The following is a 17354-nucleotide window of genomic DNA, read 5'->3' as shown; positions in this document are numbered from 1 at the left end:
CTCGGACCGCCGCCCGGGCGGTGCGCTCACACGGCGTGGTGATCGCAGGCCGACGGCGTCGAACCGGGATCGCGAGCCTCCGCGACGGCGGCCCACAGATCCGTGGCGCTCATCGGCCCGAGGAACCCCCGGCGGGTGACGCCGTCGGGGCCCGCGACCACCAGCGTCGGCACGGCGTCGATGCGGTAGCGCTCGTGGAGCGCCCGCTGCTCGGAGAACTCGATCGTCGCCACCGCGACGTCGCGGCTCTCGAGCACCGCCGCCTTCGACGCCACCTGGAGGCACTGATCGCAGGTCGCCGAGGTGAACACGGCGACGAGCCAGGGCACCTCCGGTCGGGGGAAGTCGGCCCGGTCGAGCTGCTCGGGCACGTGGAACCGCCGCTGGGTCGGCGCGTCCGGCACGCGCCGGCGGGCGACGAGGTGCGCGATCGCGGCTGCGATCGCGACGATGGCCAGCGCGACGACGATCCGGGTCACCCCCTCAGGCTACCCACCCTCCCCGACGCGACGGCCGCGAGGACCGCGCCGTGACGACCCGTCGTCGGCGGACCGTCGGCGACGGACGGATCAGCCGGCCTGGGGCAGCGGCCACGAGCCGCTGCGACCGGCGAGGTCGCCGCCGCGCGGCAGGGATCGCTCGACGAACACCTGCGTGGTCGCCGACACGACCAGCTCGCGACCGAGCAGCTCGGGATCGACCAGGTCGATCGTCGCGATCGCCCCCTCGGCGAGCGGGATCTCCGACAGCGACGGAACGACGGACGCGCCGTCGGGCCCGATCACCGACACGCTGACGGTCGAGGGCACCTGGTCGATGTTCCACACGACCAGCGCGTCCTCGGTGGGCTCGGTCGGCCCGACCCCCACTCGCCAGGCGCTGGCGACGAACCCGTTCGGCGGGCGCACGGTCGCGCCCTGCACCACCGTGGTCGAGATCGAGTCGCCGCTCGGTCGCGTCAGCACCCGCTCGACGACGATCGACGGCTGGGCGAGGGTCGAGAACACGGTGGCGTGGCGACCGACGGGGAGCTCGAGGCTCGGGTCGTCGAACTCGACGAACGCATCGTCGTCCGCCCCCTCCTCGTCGTCCGTCCCCTCGCCGTCAGCGGGTGCCGATCCGTCGGGTGCCGTTGCGTCGGGTGCCTCGGTGCCGGGCGGATCAGCGTCACCCGACGTGCCGGCCTCCCCGGTCACCACGGTCGGGTCGTACACGACCACGCGGCGCGGGGGGACGACGATCGGGTCGCGCTCGTTGACCCCCGTCGCGGACAGCGGGAGCCCGCCGAAGAAGACGGTGACCTCCACCTCCTCGTCGGTCGGGTTGTACACCGAGAAGGTCTCGGTGATCCCGTCCGCCCGCTCGCCGTCGGCGAACCACCACTGGTCGCGCAGCGCCGGCGCCGCGAGCGACACGTCGTAGCCGACCCGGTCGCCCCGGTACTCCTGCGCGCGGCCGACCACCAGCCGCCCCGAGCGCGCCTCGATCGCCACGGAGATGACCGGCTCGTCGCGAGCTCCGAGGTCGGCGATGCGGATCGTGCGGACCGAGCGCGGCAGCACGATGAAGCCGTCGAACTGGCCCGGTTCGGCCTGGCGCGACTCGGTGGAGAACCGCAGGTCGGCGCTGACCGGCTCGTCGAAGGGGTTGGTGAGCACGAGCGTCTCGACGCTGTCGTCGAGGGTGTACCCGTCCGCGATGTACCAGTCGGGAGAGGTGTCGTTGGAGCACGCCGCGACCGACGTGCCGAGCGGGTGCCGGGCGATCTGCTCGACGAACCCCCGCCCGCCCTCGACCTCGACGACGACGCTCGAGAACGACGCCCCGTCCGCCGACTCGTCGACGTCGAGGCGCGCCTGGGACCGGGCGGCGACGCTCAGCTCCCCCTCGGTCACGACCCCGGCGTCGGTGAGCACGGCGTACGACGCGATCAGCTCCTCGGCTCCGCCGTTCGACACGACGATCTCCCCGCCGACGCCGTCGGCGTCGTCGGTCGGGACCCCGGGGCAGAACCAGCTCCCGCTGAGCGCCCCGGAGACCCCGACGGCGGGCATCCACGTGCCGTCGGCCGTGGCGAACAGCGGAGCGCTGCGCACCGGCGCCTCGCGACCGACGGCCAGGATCCCCCCGAGCCCGACGACGAGCAGCGCGATCGCGGGGATCGCCCGACGGGTCACCGGGTCGCCCCGCCGTCGTCCACCTGGATCTCCGAGGAGCCGCCGGGCGCGTCGTCACCCGCTCCGGTCGCGGACTCCCCGTCGGAGACCCCGTCGGACGCTCCGTCGGAGGAGGTGTCGGGCGCGGCGCCGGGTGCGACCTCGTCGGAGGGGCCGTCGACGCGCTCGGGGACGACGCCGATCGGATCCTCGACCTCCTCGATCAGGTCGTCCACCCACGGGAGCTCGTCGATGATCCCGTCCGCGGGCGCGCCCGCGCGGTCGCCCGGCGGATCGATCCCGGCCGGATCCGGCTCCCCGCCGGTCGAGGTGGCGACCGCGGGGATCGAGGCACCCGCCCCGACGGCGTCCTCGAAGCCCCGGTCGACCTCGGCGTCGATCGTGATCAGGGTCTCGTCGGTCACCACCCGGCGGCGACGTCGGGCGAACGGGAGCTCGACGCGCGTCGCGGTGTACAGCGCGACGGCCCACAGCAGGAGCTGCAGCACCAGCAGAGCGGTGCGCGACGACGCGGTGTCGTAGCTCAGGGTGGCCACCCCGCCGGCGCCGACGTCGAAGGCCGTGGTCAGGCCGAACGCCGGCCGGGCGACGACCTCCCCGCCTCCCACCTCGAGGCGCCACCGGTCGTCGAAGGGCACGGCGAGGTGGACCACGCCCGGCTCGACCTCGAAGCGCACGTCGTCGCTCGACCACGAGTCGGCACCGGTGGCGATCGCACGGACCGAACCCAGGTCCGCGCGCACGAGCGCCTCGTCGCCCGCCGAGCGACTCGCCTCGGCGGTCGGGCCCTCGAGCAGGGACAGCGTCGGCATCCACGACGCGTTGCGGTACATCTCGACGGTCGGCAGGCCGTCGGCGACGATGTCGAGCTGGTCGTCGAACGCCTCGACGAGACCGACGGGGAGCGGGAGCGGCTCGCTCGACGTCGACACGACGCCGTCGAGCTGGGGGATGACGATGTAGCGCACGCCGAGCGGCGCGAGCAGCTGACCGGCCCGCTGGGTCGATCCGAGCGCGATCTGGTCGAGGATGCCGACGACGGTCGCGTCGAGCTCGCCCGGCGACGACCACGTCGAGCGCACGTCGAGATCGGCGTCGTCGCTCAGCGCGAACGACACCCCGTCGCGGTACTCCACGGCGGGCGTGGGCAGCAGCCGGGCGTCGCCCAGGTAGAGCACCCGGTAGTGGGCGGGATCGTCCTCGGGCACGTCCGGCAGCGCCGTCTGCACCAACCGCAGCAGCGGGGTCGTCGGCGCGTCCCAGTCCCCCGGTCCGACGGCCAGCACCCCCGGAACCAGCCCGACAACGACCGCGGCGCTGGCGGCGATCCCGAGCGGCTGGCGCCACCCGAACGAGCCGCCGCGCACGTCGAGGTCGAACGCCGCGAGGGCGGCGGCCGCGGAGATCGCCACGCCGAGGGCGACCGGGACGAGCAGGATCCCGGCGGCCGGGGCCGCGACGGGCAGCGACGACCGGTCGGCCAGCACCGCGAGGAAGCCGAACACGACGACGAGGAAGCCGGCGCGCACCGCCCACGTCAGCCGCCAGGCGCGCGCGAGCAGGACCGCCGCCACCACGGGGACGTACCAGGCGAGGCAGAGCGCGGCGAACGTGATCGGCGCGATGCGGAAGGCGGCGAGGTCGGCCAGCCCCCGGCCCGGGTCGCCGACGGGGGGCGCCCCGGCGATCGCCGCCCACTCCCACGAGGTGATCCACGGCAGGTTCAGCACGGCGGCGCCGGCGAGCGCGGCGGCGGTCACGCCGAGGTGATCGAGGGCGGTGCGCCACGGGGCGAGAGCGATCAGGGTGGCGACCGCCATCGTCATCCCGACGACCGCGGCGACCGCCGCCACGGCCGGTTCGAACGCCGCGCCGAGGCCGATCACCACGGCGAGCTGGACGGTCCGCCGGATCCGCTCGGGCCACCCGAGCTCGATCACGGCGTCCGCCACGTCGCTCTCGGCGATCCGCGGGTCCGCGGTCTCCACGCCGACCGCGAGGCGCAGGGTGTGCACGACCCAGGGGACGGCCGCGTAGGTGACGAGCACGTCGAGCGACCCCAGCGCGAACGCTCCGCCGACCAGCGGGGACGCGGCGTACACGACGAGCGCCGCCACGCGCGCGCGCGTCGAGGGGAACACCGTCGCCGTCCGCCACAACCCGATCAGGCCGACGACGACCAGGCCGAGCGCGAAGGCGGTCTGCAGCAGGCCCATGCGGAGCAGGGTCCCGACCGAGAGCACGGACAGCACGGCCCACCCCGTCGGGTTGGGGCTCGTCGACCCTCCCCCCGTCGGGTTCCAGCCCCGTGCGAAGCCCTCCAGGAGGTCGCGGGGGCTCTCGGGGAAGGGGAGGAACTGCCCGACCTCGGGCAGGCCGCCCGCGAAGAAGCGGCGGGCGCCGATCGCGAGCAGCACGAGCACCGCGATCCAGGCGAGGACCGGAGCCGTGGTGCTCTCCCTCCACCGGCGCACGTTCGAGTCGGCGCCGACGTAGGTCGTCGTGTCACGGCTGCGCAGGAACGAGCTGAGGCGGGCGCTGCCGCGCTGCTGGAGCCCGATCACCTCGCGCTCGGGGACGCGCCGCAGGTCGCGCACCCGGCGACGCCGGCTCGCGATCGCCCCCGCACGCGGGATCAGGCCGACCAGGGCTCGCGCGGACGCGAGCCCCTGGCGGAGCCGTCCCGAGAACAGGCCGACGACCACCTCGACGAGGGTGAGCACGGTCAGCTCCAGCAGCCGCACCGGGAGTCGCGCCGCCCCGGTCATCGTCGCCAGGGTGCGCAACCGGTGGCGAGCCTCGAGGCGGGGGTGGTTCAGGTCGTCGCGCCGGGACTCGAGGTCGGCCCGGTGCCGGACCCGCGCGCTGGGGGCGACGACCACCCGGGCCCCGCTGTGGTGCACCCGCCAGCAGAACTCCACGCTCTCGCCGTGGAGGTCGATCGCCGGGTCGAAGCCGCCCAGCTCCCGGAACAGGTCCGCCCGCGCCAACATGCAGGCGCTCGGCACGACGAACACGTCGCGCACCCCGTCGTGCTGCTCCTGGTCGACCTCGTCGGGCTCGATCGCCTGGTCGATCTGGCCGAATCGGTCGAGGCCGAGCCCGACCTGGAGCAGGACGCCCGGGTCGTCCCAGTCGACCAGCTTGGGACCGACGACGCCGGCGTTGGACCGGTAGAGCTCCTCGACCATCAGCCGGACGGCGTCGCGATCGGGGGCGACGTCGTCGTGGCAGAACAGGAAGAAGCCGTTCTCGCCCTCGACGAGCCGCAGCACCTCGTTCGCCGCCGGCCCGAACCCCGGGTTCGCTCCGAGCGAACGGACGAAGCAGGTGTCGAAGCGCCCCGCGACGAGCGCCTCGACCTGCTCGGCGACCGCGTCGACGTCGTCGTCGGCGCCCTCCCCCGCGACGAGGAACAGCAACCGCAGGTTCGGGTAGTCCTGGTCGGCCATCGCGTCGACCACCTCCGCGAACCAGTCGCCCGGATCGTGGACGACGACGACCGCCACGACCGGGGGCGCGCTCTGGACGGGTGCTTCCACGACCATCCGAGGCTAGCGGTGCCGCCGCGGCGTCGGCCGTCACGCCCCGCTCGGTCGCCCGGGCCCGCGCCGCGACGCCGACCGCGCCTGAGCAGGCACGTCGCGGCCCCACGGGTCGCGACCGAACGGGGTTGGTAGCGTGAGCGGATGCCCGCCCCCGCCCCGTCGGGGGGACCCGAGGAGCTGCCGACGGTGGCCGGGTCCCTCAACCGGACCAGCGACGCCGCCGCGTCGGTCGCCTGCGGCCTCGTCCGCGAGGCGGCGTACGCCGCGATCGGGCTGAGCGTGCTCACCTACCAGCGGATCCAGGTGCGGCGGCGCGAGATCGAGGCGCAGCGATCTCGCTGAGCCGAACCGACCGACCCGAACGACGACCTCCGTGACGGACCACCAGCCCCCCACGCCCCGGCCCACGTCGGCAGGTCGCGCCGCCGTGCCCGACGGGACGATCCCGGTCGGCATCGCCCTGGTCGTCGCGGGGATCGCCACCTACGCGTTCTTCCGGGTCGGGCTGCTCGGGGTCGGCGGCGAGGAGGAGTTCAAGCCGATCGCCAGCCTGTGGTTCGCGACGTTCGCTCTCGCTCCGGGCTTCTTCCTCCCCCTCGAGCAGGAGCTCGGTCGGGCCCTGTCGGCTCGACGAGCGGTGGGCGAGGGCACCCGCCCCGTCGTCCAGAAGGTCGTCCGCCTGGGAGCGGTCCTCGTCGCCGCGACGGCGCTCGCGATCGTCCTCGCGAGCCCGTTGATCACGGAGGTCTACTTCGACGGCGACTGGGTGATGCTGGTCGCCCTGGTGTGCACCTTCGCCGCCTACGCCCCCGCCCACCTCGCGCGCGGGGTCTGCTCGGGGAGCGGGAGGTTCCGCGAGTACGCGCTGATCATGGGGTCGGACGGGCTGGTGCGGATCGCGCTCTGCGCCGTGCTCGCGATCGTCGGCGTCACCGCGGCCGGGGCCTACGGCCTGGTGATCGCGCTGTCGCCGCTGGTCGCCGTCGGCTACGTGTGGAGGCGGGGGGCGCTGACGACCGACGACGGCCCGCCGGCCGAGTGGAACGAGGTCACCCCGAACCTCGGGTGGCTGCTGCTGGGCTCGGTGTTCGCCGCGACCCTGCTGAACGCCGGTCCGATCACCGCGACCCTGCTGTCGGGCGACGCGGACGCCGAGAAGGTCCTCGTCACCCAGTTCTCCTACGGGGTGCTGCTGGCGCGGATCCCGCTGTTCCTGTTCCAGGCGGTGCAGGCGGCGCTGCTGCCGGGGCTGAGCCGGCTCGCCGCGCGCGGCGAGCTGCGCGAGTTCCGCTCCGGGCTGGCGCGGCTCCTCGTCGTGGTCGTCGTGGTCGGCATCGTCGGCACCCTCGGCGCGTTCGCGATCGGGCCGTGGGCGATCGAGGTCGTGTACCAGGCCGAGCTCAGCGGCGCGACCCTCGCTGCGCTCGCCCTCGCCAGCGGCACGTACATGATGGCCCTCGCCCTCGCCCAGGCCGTGATCGCGCTGAAGGGCCACGCGCTCGTCGCGCTCGGCTGGGCGGTCGGGGTCGGGGTGTTCGTCGTGACGACGGCCGTCGCCAGCTCGGACCTGTTCCGCCGGATCGAGATCGGCCTGCTGGCCTCGTCGGTCGCGTCGCTGATCGTGTTCGCGCTCGCGCTGCGGCTGCGCCTCGCCGACGGCGCCGCCCCCGACCGCGCCTCGGTCGTCCAGGCGACGGCGCCGCTCGACTGACCGGGCGTCAGCTCCGACGGGCCTTGGCCTCCTCGATCGCGACGTCGTTCGCGACCATCATCCGCACGAGGGTCTCGAAGTCGACCTCGGGCTCCCAGCCGAGCACGTCGCGCGCCTTGGAGGCGTCACCGATCAGCAGGTCGACCTCGGCCGGTCGGTAGAACTTCGGGTCCTGGCGCACGTAGCTCGACCAGTCGTCGATCCCGACCTCCCCGAACGCGAGGTCGACGAGCTCCTCGATCGAGTGCGTCTGCCCCGTCGCGAGCACGTAGTCGTCGGGTTCGTCCTGCTGGAGCATCATCCACATGCCCTTGACGTAGTCGCCCGCGTAGCCCCAGTCGCGCTTGGAGTCCAGGTTGCCCATCACCAGCTCGTGCTGCAGGCCGAGGCTGATCCGGGCGGCCGCGTTGGTGACCTTGCGGGTGACGAACTCGAGCCCGCGCCGCGGCCCCTCGTGGTTGAACAGGATCCCCGACGACGCGTGCAGCCCGTACGACTCGCGGTAGTTGACGACGATGTCGTGGCCGAAGACCTTGGCGCAGCCGTACGGCGAGCGGGGGTGGAACGGCGTGAGCTCGTTCTGCGGGGTCTCGCGCACCTTGCCGAACATCTCCGACGACGACGCCTGGTAGAAGCGGATCGGGTTGTCCACCGACCCGCCGACCATCCGGATCGCCTCGAGCATGCGCAGCACCCCGAGCCCCGAGATGTTCGCCGTCAGCTCGGCCTGCGAGAACGACAGGGCGACGAAGCTGATCGCGCCGAGGTTGTACACCTCGTCGGGCTGGGCGACCTGCATCGCGGCGACGAGCGAGGGCAGGTCCGCGAGGTCGCCCGGCACCAGCTCGAGGAACGGCAGCTCCTCCTGCAGGCGCTCGGCGCGGGGGTTGTTCTGCCCCTTGACCATCCCGTACACGTCGTAGCCCTTCGCGTGGAGGAACTCGGCGAGGTGGAAACCGTCCTGGCCGGTCACCCCGGTGATGAAGGCACGTGGCATGACCGGCGAGTGTAGGGGTGAGCGCGCCCCCGTCGGCCGACCCCGTCCACCTCGTCGGTGGCGGGGTGGGCGGCCTCGGTACGCTGCGGCGATGCCCGTGGTCGCGATCGACGCAGGACCGCTGCACGGTCGACGCACCGGTGTGGGCGAAGCCGTCGCCGGCACCCTGGGGGCGCTGCGCGACCTCGACGACGACCACGATCTCGTCCCGCGCGACGACGAGGCGCTCGACGCGGCGACAGATGCGGAGCCGATCGAGCTGGCTCCCTACGTGGTCTCGATGCGTGCGCGCGCCATCGCCCCGACCCACCGGCGCCTGCCGGTCCCCGCCGCCGTGGCGCACCGGATGTGGGCCCGGGCCTCGGTGCCCCCGATGGACCGCTGGCTGGGGAACCCCGACGTGGTGCACGGCACGAACTACGTCGTCCCCCCGGCACGAGCGCCGCGGATCGTCAGCGTGTACGACTGCTGGTTCCTCGAGCACCTGGACGAGGTCGACCCCGCGGTCCGCCGCTCCGCCGCCGTCCTGCGTCGCAGCGTGGCCGAGGGCGCGCACGTCGTCACCTCGTCGAGCGCGACGAGCGCGCGCGCCCGGTCGCTGCTCGCGACCGAGCGGGTGCACACGGTGCGCCTCGGCCCGCCACCGGCGACCGAAGATCCCGGACGCATCCCGCACACGTTGACCGGGGTCGCGCTCGACGCGGACACCCCGTTCGTGCTCGCGCTCGGGACCCTGGAGCGCCGCAAGAACCTGACCACCCTGGTGCGCGCGTTCGCGCGGCTGGGCGCGGCGCACCGGCGGGTCCACCTCGTCGTGGCCGGCTCCCCCGGTGACGACGAGGAGGCGATCCACGCCGCCGTGTCCCGCCTCGACGATCACATCCGCTCCCGGGTCCACGTCATCGGCCCCGTCGACGAGGGAGGGAAGCGCTGGCTGCTCGCGCAGGCGCGCGCGCTCGCCTACCCCTCCCTCGACGAGGGGTTCGGCTTCCCGGTGCTCGAGGCGCAGCGCGCCGGGACCCCGGTCGTCGCGAGCACCGCCGGGTCGATCCCCGAGGTCGCCGGGCCGGCCGCCCTGCTGAGCCTGCCGTCCGACCCCGATGCGCTGGCCGCCAACCTCCACTGGGTGGTGACCGACGACGAGCGGCACCGGTCGCTGGTCGCGCTCGGCGAGCGCAACCTGCGCCGGTTCTCCTGGCAGCGGACCGCCACCGAGCTCGCCTCCCTCTACCGGCGCGTCGCCGAGGAGGGATGAGCGTGGGAGCGAGCACGGGCAGCGGATCGGCCGACGGTCGGTCGACCGACGGTGGCGAGATCTCCGAGCGCGTCGCGGTCGTCTCGGGCGGGGTGGGAGCGGCGCGCTTCCTGCGCGCCCTGTCGAGCGCGATCGATCCCCGCCTCGTCACCGCGGTGGTGAACACCGGCGACGACACCGTCCTCCACGGGCTGTCGATCTCGCCCGACCTCGACACCGTGGTGTACACCCTGGCCGAGGCGATCGACCCCGAGCGCGGGTGGGGTCTGGTCGACGAGACGTGGCGCGCGATCGAGTCGCTGGAGCGCTACGAGCAGGTGCGCCCGGACGGGTCGGGGGCGGCGGCGCGCTGGTTCAACCTCGGCGACCGCGACCTCGCCACGCACCTGTACCGCACCGCCCGGATCGACGAGGGCGCCACCCTCACCGAGGTCACCGACGAGATCCGCCGGGCGTGGGGTCTCGACGTCGAGGTCGTGCCGATGTCCGACGAGCGGTGCTCGACCGTCGTCGCGCTCGCCCCCGACGCCGACGGGTCGGGCGACGACGGCGGCGCGGACCTCGACGAGGTCTCGTTCCAGGACTACTTCGTCCGGCTCCGGCACTCGGTGCCGGTCGCCGCGGTCCGCTTCGACGGCGATGCGATGCTGTCGGCCACCGCTCACCGGACGCTCGAGTCGGCGCGCACGATCGTCGTCGCGCCCTCGAACCCGTTGGTGTCGATCGGGCCGATCCGTTCGTTGCCCGGTGTCGACGATCTCCTCGCGTCACGCCGCGACCGCACGGTCGCAGTCTCGCCGATCGTCGGGGGCGCGGCGCTCAAGGGCCCGGCCGATCGGATGATGGTCGAGCTCGGTCACGAACCGACGGTGGTGGGCGTCGCCCGGCTGTACGCCCCCATCGCGTCGGTCCTGGTCGTCGATCCGGCCGACGAGCACCTGCGCTCAGCGGTCGAGGCCGAGGGGATCGCCTGCGTCGTGCAACCGTCGATCATGTCCGAGCCGGGGGTCGCCCGGGACCTGGCGATCGCCACCCTCGCCTCGGTCGGCCACGCCGTGGGCGACGCGCCGGGGCCGGCGTCCGATGGCCCGAGCGCGTCGTAGCGCACCGCGCCGGGCACGCCGCCGGTCACGTTCGGGTGCGGGCGATCCCGTCGACGAGCTCGGTCCACGGCGACCAGCCGAGGTGGATCCGGGCGCGCACCGGCGACACGGCGAAGCGGAGCAGATCGTCGGGGCGGGCGGGCGCGAGCTCGGGTTCCGGCCCGACGCCGCCGCTGATCGCGTCCCACAGGTCGCGCAGCGTCGTCTGCTCCCCGGTGCCGACGTTGATCACCAGACCGCTGCCGCGCTCGCCCGCCCGCACGAGCGCGTCGACCGCGTCGTCGATGAACAGCAGGTCGCGCGTCTGGCGGCCCTCGCCGTCGAGGCGCGGGGGCACCCCGCGCTCGTGGGCGTCGACGAACGCCGCCACGACCCCGCCGTGCGCGCCCTGCCGCGGCCCGTACACCGTCGCGAGGGCGAGCGCGGTGAACTCGATCACGTGACGTTCGCGGTACGTCGACATGAGGTCGACCACCGCACGCGCGACCACCCCGCGCACCCCGCGCGGGACGATCTCGCTCTCCTTGACCGGCAGCGACGACGCGGCCGGGTGCCCGTACAGGGCGGAAGCAGGGAGGGTGGCGACCACCTTGGTGACGCCGTGGCGCCGCGCCGACTCCATCGTCGACAGGGCGGCGTGGAACCCCGTGCCCTGGCCGCGCGCCGAGCGGTCGGTGCGCGAGAACAGCGACAGCTCGTACACCAGGTCGGGGCGACGCAGCCCGAACAGCGAGTCGCCGGCGTCGGAGCGGGCGTCGAGGTGGTGGATCGTGAGCGACCCGCCCGTCCCGTGGCCGCTCGCCGTGCGGGCGTCGGCGAGGTTCGCGAGCGCCCCCGAGGAGAGGTCGTCGACGACGTCGACGTCGTGGTCCTCGGCGAGGAGCCGATCGACGAGGTGGGAGCCGATGAACCCGGCTCCGCCCACGACCGCGATCCTCATGCGCCGAGGCTACGCACCGTCGTGGACGCGAACGACGATGCCGCGCCGAGGTGCGCCCGGCGAACGGGTCCGGCCGCCGACCGTGCGGGTCGGTGGCCGCGCGCTCACTCGGTCGCGGGCACGCTCTCGTACGCGACGTGGCCGCCGTCGTCGACCACCCCGTCGGCCCCGATGACGCAGTCGATCACCGTGGCGTCCGCACCGACGCGGCCCATCACGACCGACGACTCCACCTGGGCGCGCGCCCCGACCACCGCTCCGGGGAGGATCACCGAGTCGACGATCGTCGTCCCGGCCTCGACGACGGCGCCCTCCCCCACCAGGCTCCCGCTGACCGTCGCGCCCGGGTCGACCCGGGCGCCGGGAGCGACCGCGACGCAGCTCTCGGCCCGACGGAGACCGCCGAGCAGGTCGAGGTTCGCCCGTCGGAACAGCTCCGGGACGCCGGCGTCGATCCAGTAGTCCTGCGTCGGGTGGCCGCGCAGGGCACCGCGCTCGACGAGGGCTGGGAACACCTCACGCTCCACCGAGGTCCGCACGCCGACGGGAACGAGGTCGAGCACCTCCGGCTCGAACACGTAGGTGCCGGCGTTGACGAGGTCGCTCGGCTCGGTGCCCGGTGCGGGCTTCTCGACGAACCGGCGGATCGACCCGTCGTCGCCCAGCTCGACCACCCCGAACGCGGACGGATCGGCGACCCCGATCAGGTGCAGCGTCGCCAGCGCGCCACCCGCTCGGTGGGCGTCGACCAGGCTCGACACGTCGAGGTCGGTCATCACGTCGCCGTTCGCGACGACGAACGTCTCGGAGATCCCCGCGGCGTCGGCTGCGAAGCGGATCGCCCCGCCGGTGTCGAGCGGCTCGGGCTCGACGGCGTAGCGCAGCTCCACCCCGCCGCAGCGTCCGTCGGGGAAGGCCTCGACGAAGGGCTCCGGTCGGAACCCGAGCGCCAGCACGACCTCGGTCACCCCGCCGCGCTCCAGGCGGCCGATGAGGCGCGAGATCATCGGCTCGTGGCCGACGGGCAGCATCGGCTTGGGGACGTGGCTCGTGAGCGGCCGAAGGCGGGTCCCGAACCCCCCGACGAGGACGACGGCCTGCATCAGCTCTCGGCTTCGTCCTCCGCGCCGGTCGTCCCGGCCGGCGCGCTCGTCCCTTCGGCACCCGTGACGGCCGAACCGATCGGAACATCGTCGATGGGCACCGAATCGATCGTCACGTCCTCGCCGTCGACCTGGACACCGGGGAAGAGCTGGTCGGGGTCGAGCTGGGCCTGGTCGTTCGCGGCGGCCTCGTCGAAGGTGTCGGTCCACGGCGGCTTCTCGAGGTCGGTCCCATCGGGCACGAACCCGATCGAGACCACCATCGCGTCGCGGTCGAGGCGGATCTGGTCGAACGCGGAGCGGAACGTCTGGCCCTCGGTGTCGCTGAGGTTGTTCCACACCGTCACCTGGATGTCGGCCGACTCGGTGCTGACCTCGCCGTCGGAACCGGTGATCTCGCACTCGGTCTCGCCGGGGATCATCTCGCCGGTCTCGCGGAGCGCGTCGGGGAGCTGCCCGAGCTGGTCGTCGGGGAAGGTGAGCTGGTCGCTGTCGAGCTCGACGCCGTACACGTCGAGGAAGACCCCGAGCTGGGCCCGGCTGCCGATCGCGGCCGGCGAGAACGGGTGCCAGTGGATGAGGCCGTCGTCGTGGGAGTGGATCCCGGTGAGCACGTAGTCGGTGTTCACCGGGTTGCCGGCGGAATCGGTGCCCTCGGCGTCGCCGGTGAGCTGCACCCACTGGTCGCAGAGGTAGAAGCCGTAGACGTGGTGCCAGTGGTCGGCCTCGGTGGGCGGGACGTCGTCGAAGGTCGGACGGGTCTGTCGGGCGTAGACGACGAGGCCGGAGCCGAGGACGACGACCAGGGCCACGATGATCGGGAAGAGGGCGCCGCCCTGGAAGCGGACCTTCTGTCCCTTGCCCTTCTGGGCCAGGCGGGCGGCCTTCTTGGTGGATGACGAGGAGGGTGTTGCCACGGCTCGGCAGGCTAGCGCTGGGTCCGTGACTTCCGGGGTCGCCCACCCCCGCCGGGGGCGGCGCGGAGCCGCTCGATCGCCTCGGCGTACGCGGCCCCGACGGCCGCCGGGGAGGCGTTGTCGACGACCCACCGGCGGCCCCGCTCGCCCATCCGCGCCGCCTCCGCCGGGTCGTCCAGGACGGATCTCAGCGCGTCGACGAACCGCTCGGCGTCGTCGGGGCCGACGGCGACGCCGCCTCCGGACTCGGCGAGCATCCGCGGGACCTCGGTGCCCGGGTCGATCGCCGCAACGACCGGACGGGCGGCGGCCATGATCGAGTACGTCTTCGACGGCACCGACACACTCCCCAACCCGCGACGCAGCGGCACCACGTGGACGTCGCCCGTGGCGAGCAGCTCGGCGAGGCGGTCGGGTTCGATGTAGCCCCGGAACACCACGTTCGCCAGCCCCCGCGCCGCCTCCTCGAGGGCGGAGCGCGCCGCTCCGTCGCCGTTGACGAGGAAGGTGACCTCGTCGAGGCGGGCGGCGGCGGCGAGGACGAGGTCGAGCGACTGCGAGAAGCCGACGTTGCCGGCGTAGAGCACCACCGGGCCGTCACCGAGGCCGAGCTCGCGCCGGTAGGCGGTGCTCCGATCGAGGGGGCGGATCGCCTCGGTGTCGACGAAGTTCGGGATGACCCGCACCCGGTGCAGTCGCGCCGGGGGCATCTTCGCGCGCACGTTCTCCGCGAGGTCGTCGGAGAGCACGGTGACGACGTCGCTGGCACGGTACGTGGCGCGCTCGAGGGCTCGGGCGAGCGCGATCACCCAGCGCGAGCTGATCGCCCCGGTCTCGATCGCCGCGTCGGGGAAGACGTCCTGGACGTTGAAGATCAACGGGGCGCGCCGCCAGGCGGCCACGAGCCGCCCCGCGGCGCCGAGGGTGAGCGGCGGCGACATCGCGATGACCGCGTCGACGCGGCGCCGACGTCCGCCGGCACCGAGGGCGACGGCGGTGGCGAGGGCGCTGAACCCGACGAAGCCGGCGGCCCGGCGCACGAGGTTCGACCGGTCGCCGCCGGGGAAGGGGTCGACGCGGGTGATCGACCCCCACCGGGTGACCTCGCGACGGACCCGTCGACCGTCCCAGCCCTCCTCGATCGCGTGATCGCGGTACCACGGCAGCGACGTGACGACGTGGACCTCGTGCCCGAGCCCGACGAGCTCGTCGACGATGCGAGCCATGACCGTCCCCGTCGGGGCGTTGTCGGGAGCGAAGTGGGGGCACACCACGATCACCCGCGGATCGCCGGCCGCCTGCGGACCCCCGGGCACCCTCGGACCTCCGCCGCGCCGACCGGGTCGGGGCCGTCGGGGGAGCCTCATCGCCCGAGCGCCCGCCGGTAGGCGGCCTCCAACGCCGCCCCCGACGCCTCCGTGGTGAAGTCGCGCGCACGGCGCAGGCCGGCCTGGCGCAGCGCGGGTGCCTCGCGCTCGAGACGATCGATCGCCCCGGACCAGGCGTCCGCGTCGAGCGGCAGGACGATCGCGGCGTCCGACGCCACCTCGGCGAGGGCGGGCTGGTCGGAGCAGATCACCGGCGTCCCGAGCGCCATCGCCTCGACGATCGGCGCCCCGAACCCCTCGTACTCGCTGGGGAACACGAGCGCGTCGGCGAGCGCGATCAACCCGTCGCGCTCCGCGTCGTCGACCCTGCCGAGGCGGACCACCCGTCCCGCCAGGCCCAGCCGCTCGATCGCGGCCGTCACCTCGTCGTCCGCGGATCCGGCGCCGCCGAGGAGGACGAGACGGAGGTCGGGATCGGTCCACGAGCGCGCCACCACCTCCAGCAGGAACACGTGGCCCTTGTGGGGGTGGGTGATCGCCGGCAGCACGAGCACCGGTCCGTCGCCGAGGCCGTGGCGCGAGCGCAGCTCGTCCGCGCCGGGCGCAGCGCGCCCGAGCTCGGATCCGACCCCGTGGGGGACGACGACCACGTCGTCGGCGTCGATGTCGAAGCGATCGACGACGGTGCGGCGCACGTAGTCCGTCGGCACCGTGACCACCGTCGAGCGCTCGACCGAGCGCGGCACGACGGCGCGCAGGTAGCGCAGCTTGAGCGGGGCCGCGTAGCGGGGGAAGGTGAGGTACTGCAGGTCGTGGACGGTCAGCACGATCGGGCGCGGCCCGGCGAGCGGTGTCGTCCCGCCGCCGTGGTGGACGAGGTCGAACCCCGAGCTGCGCCGGGTCAGCCAGCCGTGCTCGGCGAGGATCCGTCGACCACGGCTCAGCCCGTCGATCGGGGCGGTGGCGGTCGGGTGGCGGGCGACGAGGTCCGGGTGGGCGCGCGCGAACGACTCCAGGCAGAGCAGGGTCGCCTCGGGCGCGCCCGCCCGGGCCGAGAGGCCGGCGAGCTGGCGGACGAGGTACTGCTCGGAGCCGCCGACCTCACCGGGGACGCACCACAGCAGGTTGACCGCCACCCGCGGCGTCATCGGCGCAGCTCCCGGTAGACGTCGAGCGTGGCGACGGCCGAGCGCTCCCAGGTGAGCTCGGCGGCGCGCGCCCTGCCGGCGGCGACCAGCTCGTCGCTCCGGCCCAGCGCCTCGGCGATCCCCCGGGCGATGTCGTCGACGTCGAACGGGTCGACGAGCACGGCGGCGCCGCCCGCGACCTCCTCGGTCGAGGTGGCCCGACTGGTGACGACCGGGGTCGACCGGGCCATCGCCTCGGCGACGGGCAGCCCGAAGCCCTCGCGCTCGCTCGGGTAGGCGAACACGGTGGCGCAGGCGTAGATGCCACGCAGGTCGGCGGCGTCGACGAACCCGGTGAAGCGCACGTCGACCGTGCCGGGCCCGACCCCGCCCGCGGCGTCGCCGAGTCCGGCGCGCACGTCGCCCCACCCGTTCGCGCCGACCACGACCAGGGGGAGCGCGGTCCCGGACGCGGCCAGTCGACGCATCGCGTCGAGCAGCCGGGGCAGGTTCTTGCGCGGTTCGAGGGTGCCGACGAACAGCACGTACTCGTCGGGGAGGTCGTGTCGACGGCGAGCGTCGGCGCGCTCGGAGGCGGTGGCGACGACGGGGTCGACGCCGAGGGGGACGACGCGCACGACGTCGGGGTCGAACCCGTGCTCGAGCAGGTCGTCGTGGGTGGCGCGACTCGAGCACACGACCCGGGCGGCGCGCTCGCGGGCGACCGCGAGGCTGCGCGTCATCAGCGCGACCCCGTGGCGGGTGAACTTGCCGGGGTCGTGGAGGAAGGCGACGTCGTGGACGGTGACGACCAGCGGCGCCGAGGACGCGCACGGGACGAGGCCGGTGGCGTGGGCGACGTCGACCGGTCCGGTGACGGACTCCACCTTCGGCCACCGCAGCCGGGTCCACGTCTCGTACAGCAGGGGCCGGGCGAGGGGGAGCATCGCGACCGGACCGGGCGGGGCGAACGTGGCCTCCGGCGGGCGGGGGTGCTTGCCGGCGACGAAGCGCACGTCGACGTCGCAGCGGGACCGGAGCTCACGACCGATCTCGACGGCTGCGACGGCGGTCCCGCCGGGCGCGTCGTGCCAGCACTGCTCGACGGCGTACGCCACCCGCACGGGGTCTGCGCCCGCGGTCACCCT

The 17354-nt window shown here is 74.2% G+C and carries 14 protein-coding genes; 4 read left to right on the top strand and 10 right to left on the bottom strand.

The window, feature by feature from the left end:
* Positions 1–26 precede the first annotated feature (26 nt).
* The 3 genes from ACOOHC_RS06050 to ACOOHC_RS06040 all read right to left on the bottom strand — a co-directional run bounded on the left by ACOOHC_RS06050 (position 27) and on the right by ACOOHC_RS06040 (position 5719).
* Complete coding sequence (locus ACOOHC_RS06050) at positions 27–479, bottom strand: hypothetical protein (protein ID WP_420453109.1); 453 nt, start codon at positions 477–479, stop codon at positions 27–29.
* 90 nt (positions 480–569) lie between these two features.
* The gene (locus ACOOHC_RS06045) at positions 570–2177 is read right to left on the bottom strand and encodes a DUF5719 family protein (protein ID WP_420453108.1); all 1608 of its coding nucleotides are present in this window, start codon (positions 2175–2177) and stop codon (positions 570–572) included.
* Positions 2174–5719 carry a glycosyltransferase gene (locus ACOOHC_RS06040; RefSeq protein ID WP_420453107.1) on the bottom strand — a complete coding sequence of 1182 codons (3546 nt, stop codon included), beginning with the start codon at positions 5717–5719 and terminating at the stop codon, positions 2174–2176. Before ACOOHC_RS06040 ends, ACOOHC_RS06045 begins: the two co-directional genes overlap by 4 nt.
* 147 nt (positions 5720–5866) lie before the next feature.
* Here ACOOHC_RS06040 and ACOOHC_RS06035 point away from each other — a divergent pair, with 147 nt between their 5' ends.
* Together ACOOHC_RS06035 and ACOOHC_RS06030 are read left to right on the top strand one after the other, a co-directional pair.
* Positions 5867–6067: a hypothetical protein gene (locus ACOOHC_RS06035; RefSeq protein WP_420453106.1), complete on the top strand. Its 201-nt coding sequence runs from the start codon at positions 5867–5869 to the stop codon at positions 6065–6067.
* A gap of 85 nt (positions 6068–6152) precedes the next feature.
* Entirely contained in the window at positions 6153–7436 is a 1284-nt protein-coding gene (locus ACOOHC_RS06030) for a hypothetical protein (protein ID WP_420453105.1), read from the top strand.
* A gap of 7 nt (positions 7437–7443) precedes the next feature.
* Here ACOOHC_RS06030 and ACOOHC_RS06025 read toward each other — a convergent pair whose 3' ends face one another.
* Entirely contained in the window at positions 7444–8433 is a 990-nt protein-coding gene (locus ACOOHC_RS06025; protein ID WP_420453104.1) for a GDP-mannose 4,6-dehydratase, read from the bottom strand.
* A gap of 91 nt (positions 8434–8524) precedes the next feature.
* Here ACOOHC_RS06025 and ACOOHC_RS06020 point away from each other — a divergent pair, with 91 nt between their 5' ends.
* Together ACOOHC_RS06020 and cofD are read left to right on the top strand one after the other, a co-directional pair.
* Positions 8525–9688, top strand: coding sequence for a glycosyltransferase family 4 protein (locus tag ACOOHC_RS06020; RefSeq protein ID WP_420453103.1), 1164 nt, complete (start codon positions 8525–8527; stop codon positions 9686–9688).
* 2 nt (positions 9689–9690) lie between these two features.
* Positions 9691–10791: a 2-phospho-L-lactate transferase gene (cofD, locus tag ACOOHC_RS06015; protein ID WP_420453102.1), complete on the top strand. Its 1101-nt coding sequence runs from the start codon at positions 9691–9693 to the stop codon at positions 10789–10791.
* 25 nt (positions 10792–10816) lie between these two features.
* On the opposite strand, the gene ACOOHC_RS06010 is transcribed toward cofD, so the two are convergent.
* The 6 genes from ACOOHC_RS06010 to ACOOHC_RS05985 form a co-directional block, all read right to left on the bottom strand.
* Positions 10817–11731, bottom strand: coding sequence for an NAD-dependent epimerase/dehydratase family protein (locus tag ACOOHC_RS06010; RefSeq protein WP_420453101.1), 915 nt, complete (start codon positions 11729–11731; stop codon positions 10817–10819).
* 104 nt (positions 11732–11835) lie between these two features.
* Positions 11836–12834 carry a sugar phosphate nucleotidyltransferase gene (locus ACOOHC_RS06005; protein ID WP_420453100.1) on the bottom strand — a complete coding sequence of 333 codons (999 nt, stop codon included), beginning with the start codon at positions 12832–12834 and terminating at the stop codon, positions 11836–11838.
* Entirely contained in the window at positions 12834–13751 is a 918-nt protein-coding gene (locus ACOOHC_RS06000) for a hypothetical protein (RefSeq protein WP_420453099.1), read from the bottom strand. The genes ACOOHC_RS06005 and ACOOHC_RS06000 overlap by 1 nt, the downstream gene beginning before the upstream one ends.
* A gap of 11 nt (positions 13752–13762) precedes the next feature.
* Positions 13763–14977, bottom strand: a complete 1215-nt coding sequence (locus ACOOHC_RS05995; protein ID WP_420453098.1) for a glycosyltransferase family 4 protein — start codon at positions 14975–14977, stop codon at positions 13763–13765.
* Positions 14978–15114: 137 nt separating this feature from the next.
* Positions 15115–16227, bottom strand: a complete 1113-nt coding sequence (locus ACOOHC_RS05990) for a glycosyltransferase family 4 protein (protein WP_420453097.1) — start codon at positions 16225–16227, stop codon at positions 15115–15117.
* The gene (locus ACOOHC_RS05985; RefSeq protein ID WP_420453096.1) at positions 16224–17351 is read right to left on the bottom strand and encodes a glycosyltransferase family 4 protein; all 1128 of its coding nucleotides are present in this window, start codon (positions 17349–17351) and stop codon (positions 16224–16226) included. The genes ACOOHC_RS05990 and ACOOHC_RS05985 overlap by 4 nt, the downstream gene beginning before the upstream one ends.
* Positions 17352–17354: the final 3 nt, after the last annotated feature.

Origin of the sequence: Ilumatobacter sp. (assembly GCF_965215205.1) — a bacterium.
Taxonomy (GTDB): Bacteria; Actinomycetota; Acidimicrobiia; order Acidimicrobiales; family Ilumatobacteraceae; genus Ilumatobacter_A.
Note: the sequence above shows the minus strand (reverse complement) of the source record. Positions and strands in the feature narration are given on the sequence as shown.

Coding starts and splice junctions, on each gene's coding strand:
- ACOOHC_RS05990 (WP_420453097.1), bottom strand. CDS start 16,227: ATGACGCCGCGGGTGGCGGTCAACCTGCTGTGGTGCGTCCCCGGTGAG.
- ACOOHC_RS05995 (WP_420453098.1), bottom strand. CDS start 14,977: ATGGCTCGCATCGTCGACGAGCTCGTCGGGCTCGGGCACGAGGTCCAC.
- ACOOHC_RS06025 (WP_420453104.1), bottom strand. CDS start 8,433: ATGCCACGTGCCTTCATCACCGGGGTGACCGGCCAGGACGGTTTCCAC.
- ACOOHC_RS06035 (WP_420453106.1), top strand. CDS start 5,867: ATGCCCGCCCCCGCCCCGTCGGGGGGACCCGAGGAGCTGCCGACGGTG.
- ACOOHC_RS06020 (WP_420453103.1), top strand. CDS start 8,525: ATGCCCGTGGTCGCGATCGACGCAGGACCGCTGCACGGTCGACGCACC.
- ACOOHC_RS06010 (WP_420453101.1), bottom strand. CDS start 11,731: ATGAGGATCGCGGTCGTGGGCGGAGCCGGGTTCATCGGCTCCCACCTC.
- ACOOHC_RS06005 (WP_420453100.1), bottom strand. CDS start 12,834: ATGCAGGCCGTCGTCCTCGTCGGGGGGTTCGGGACCCGCCTTCGGCCG.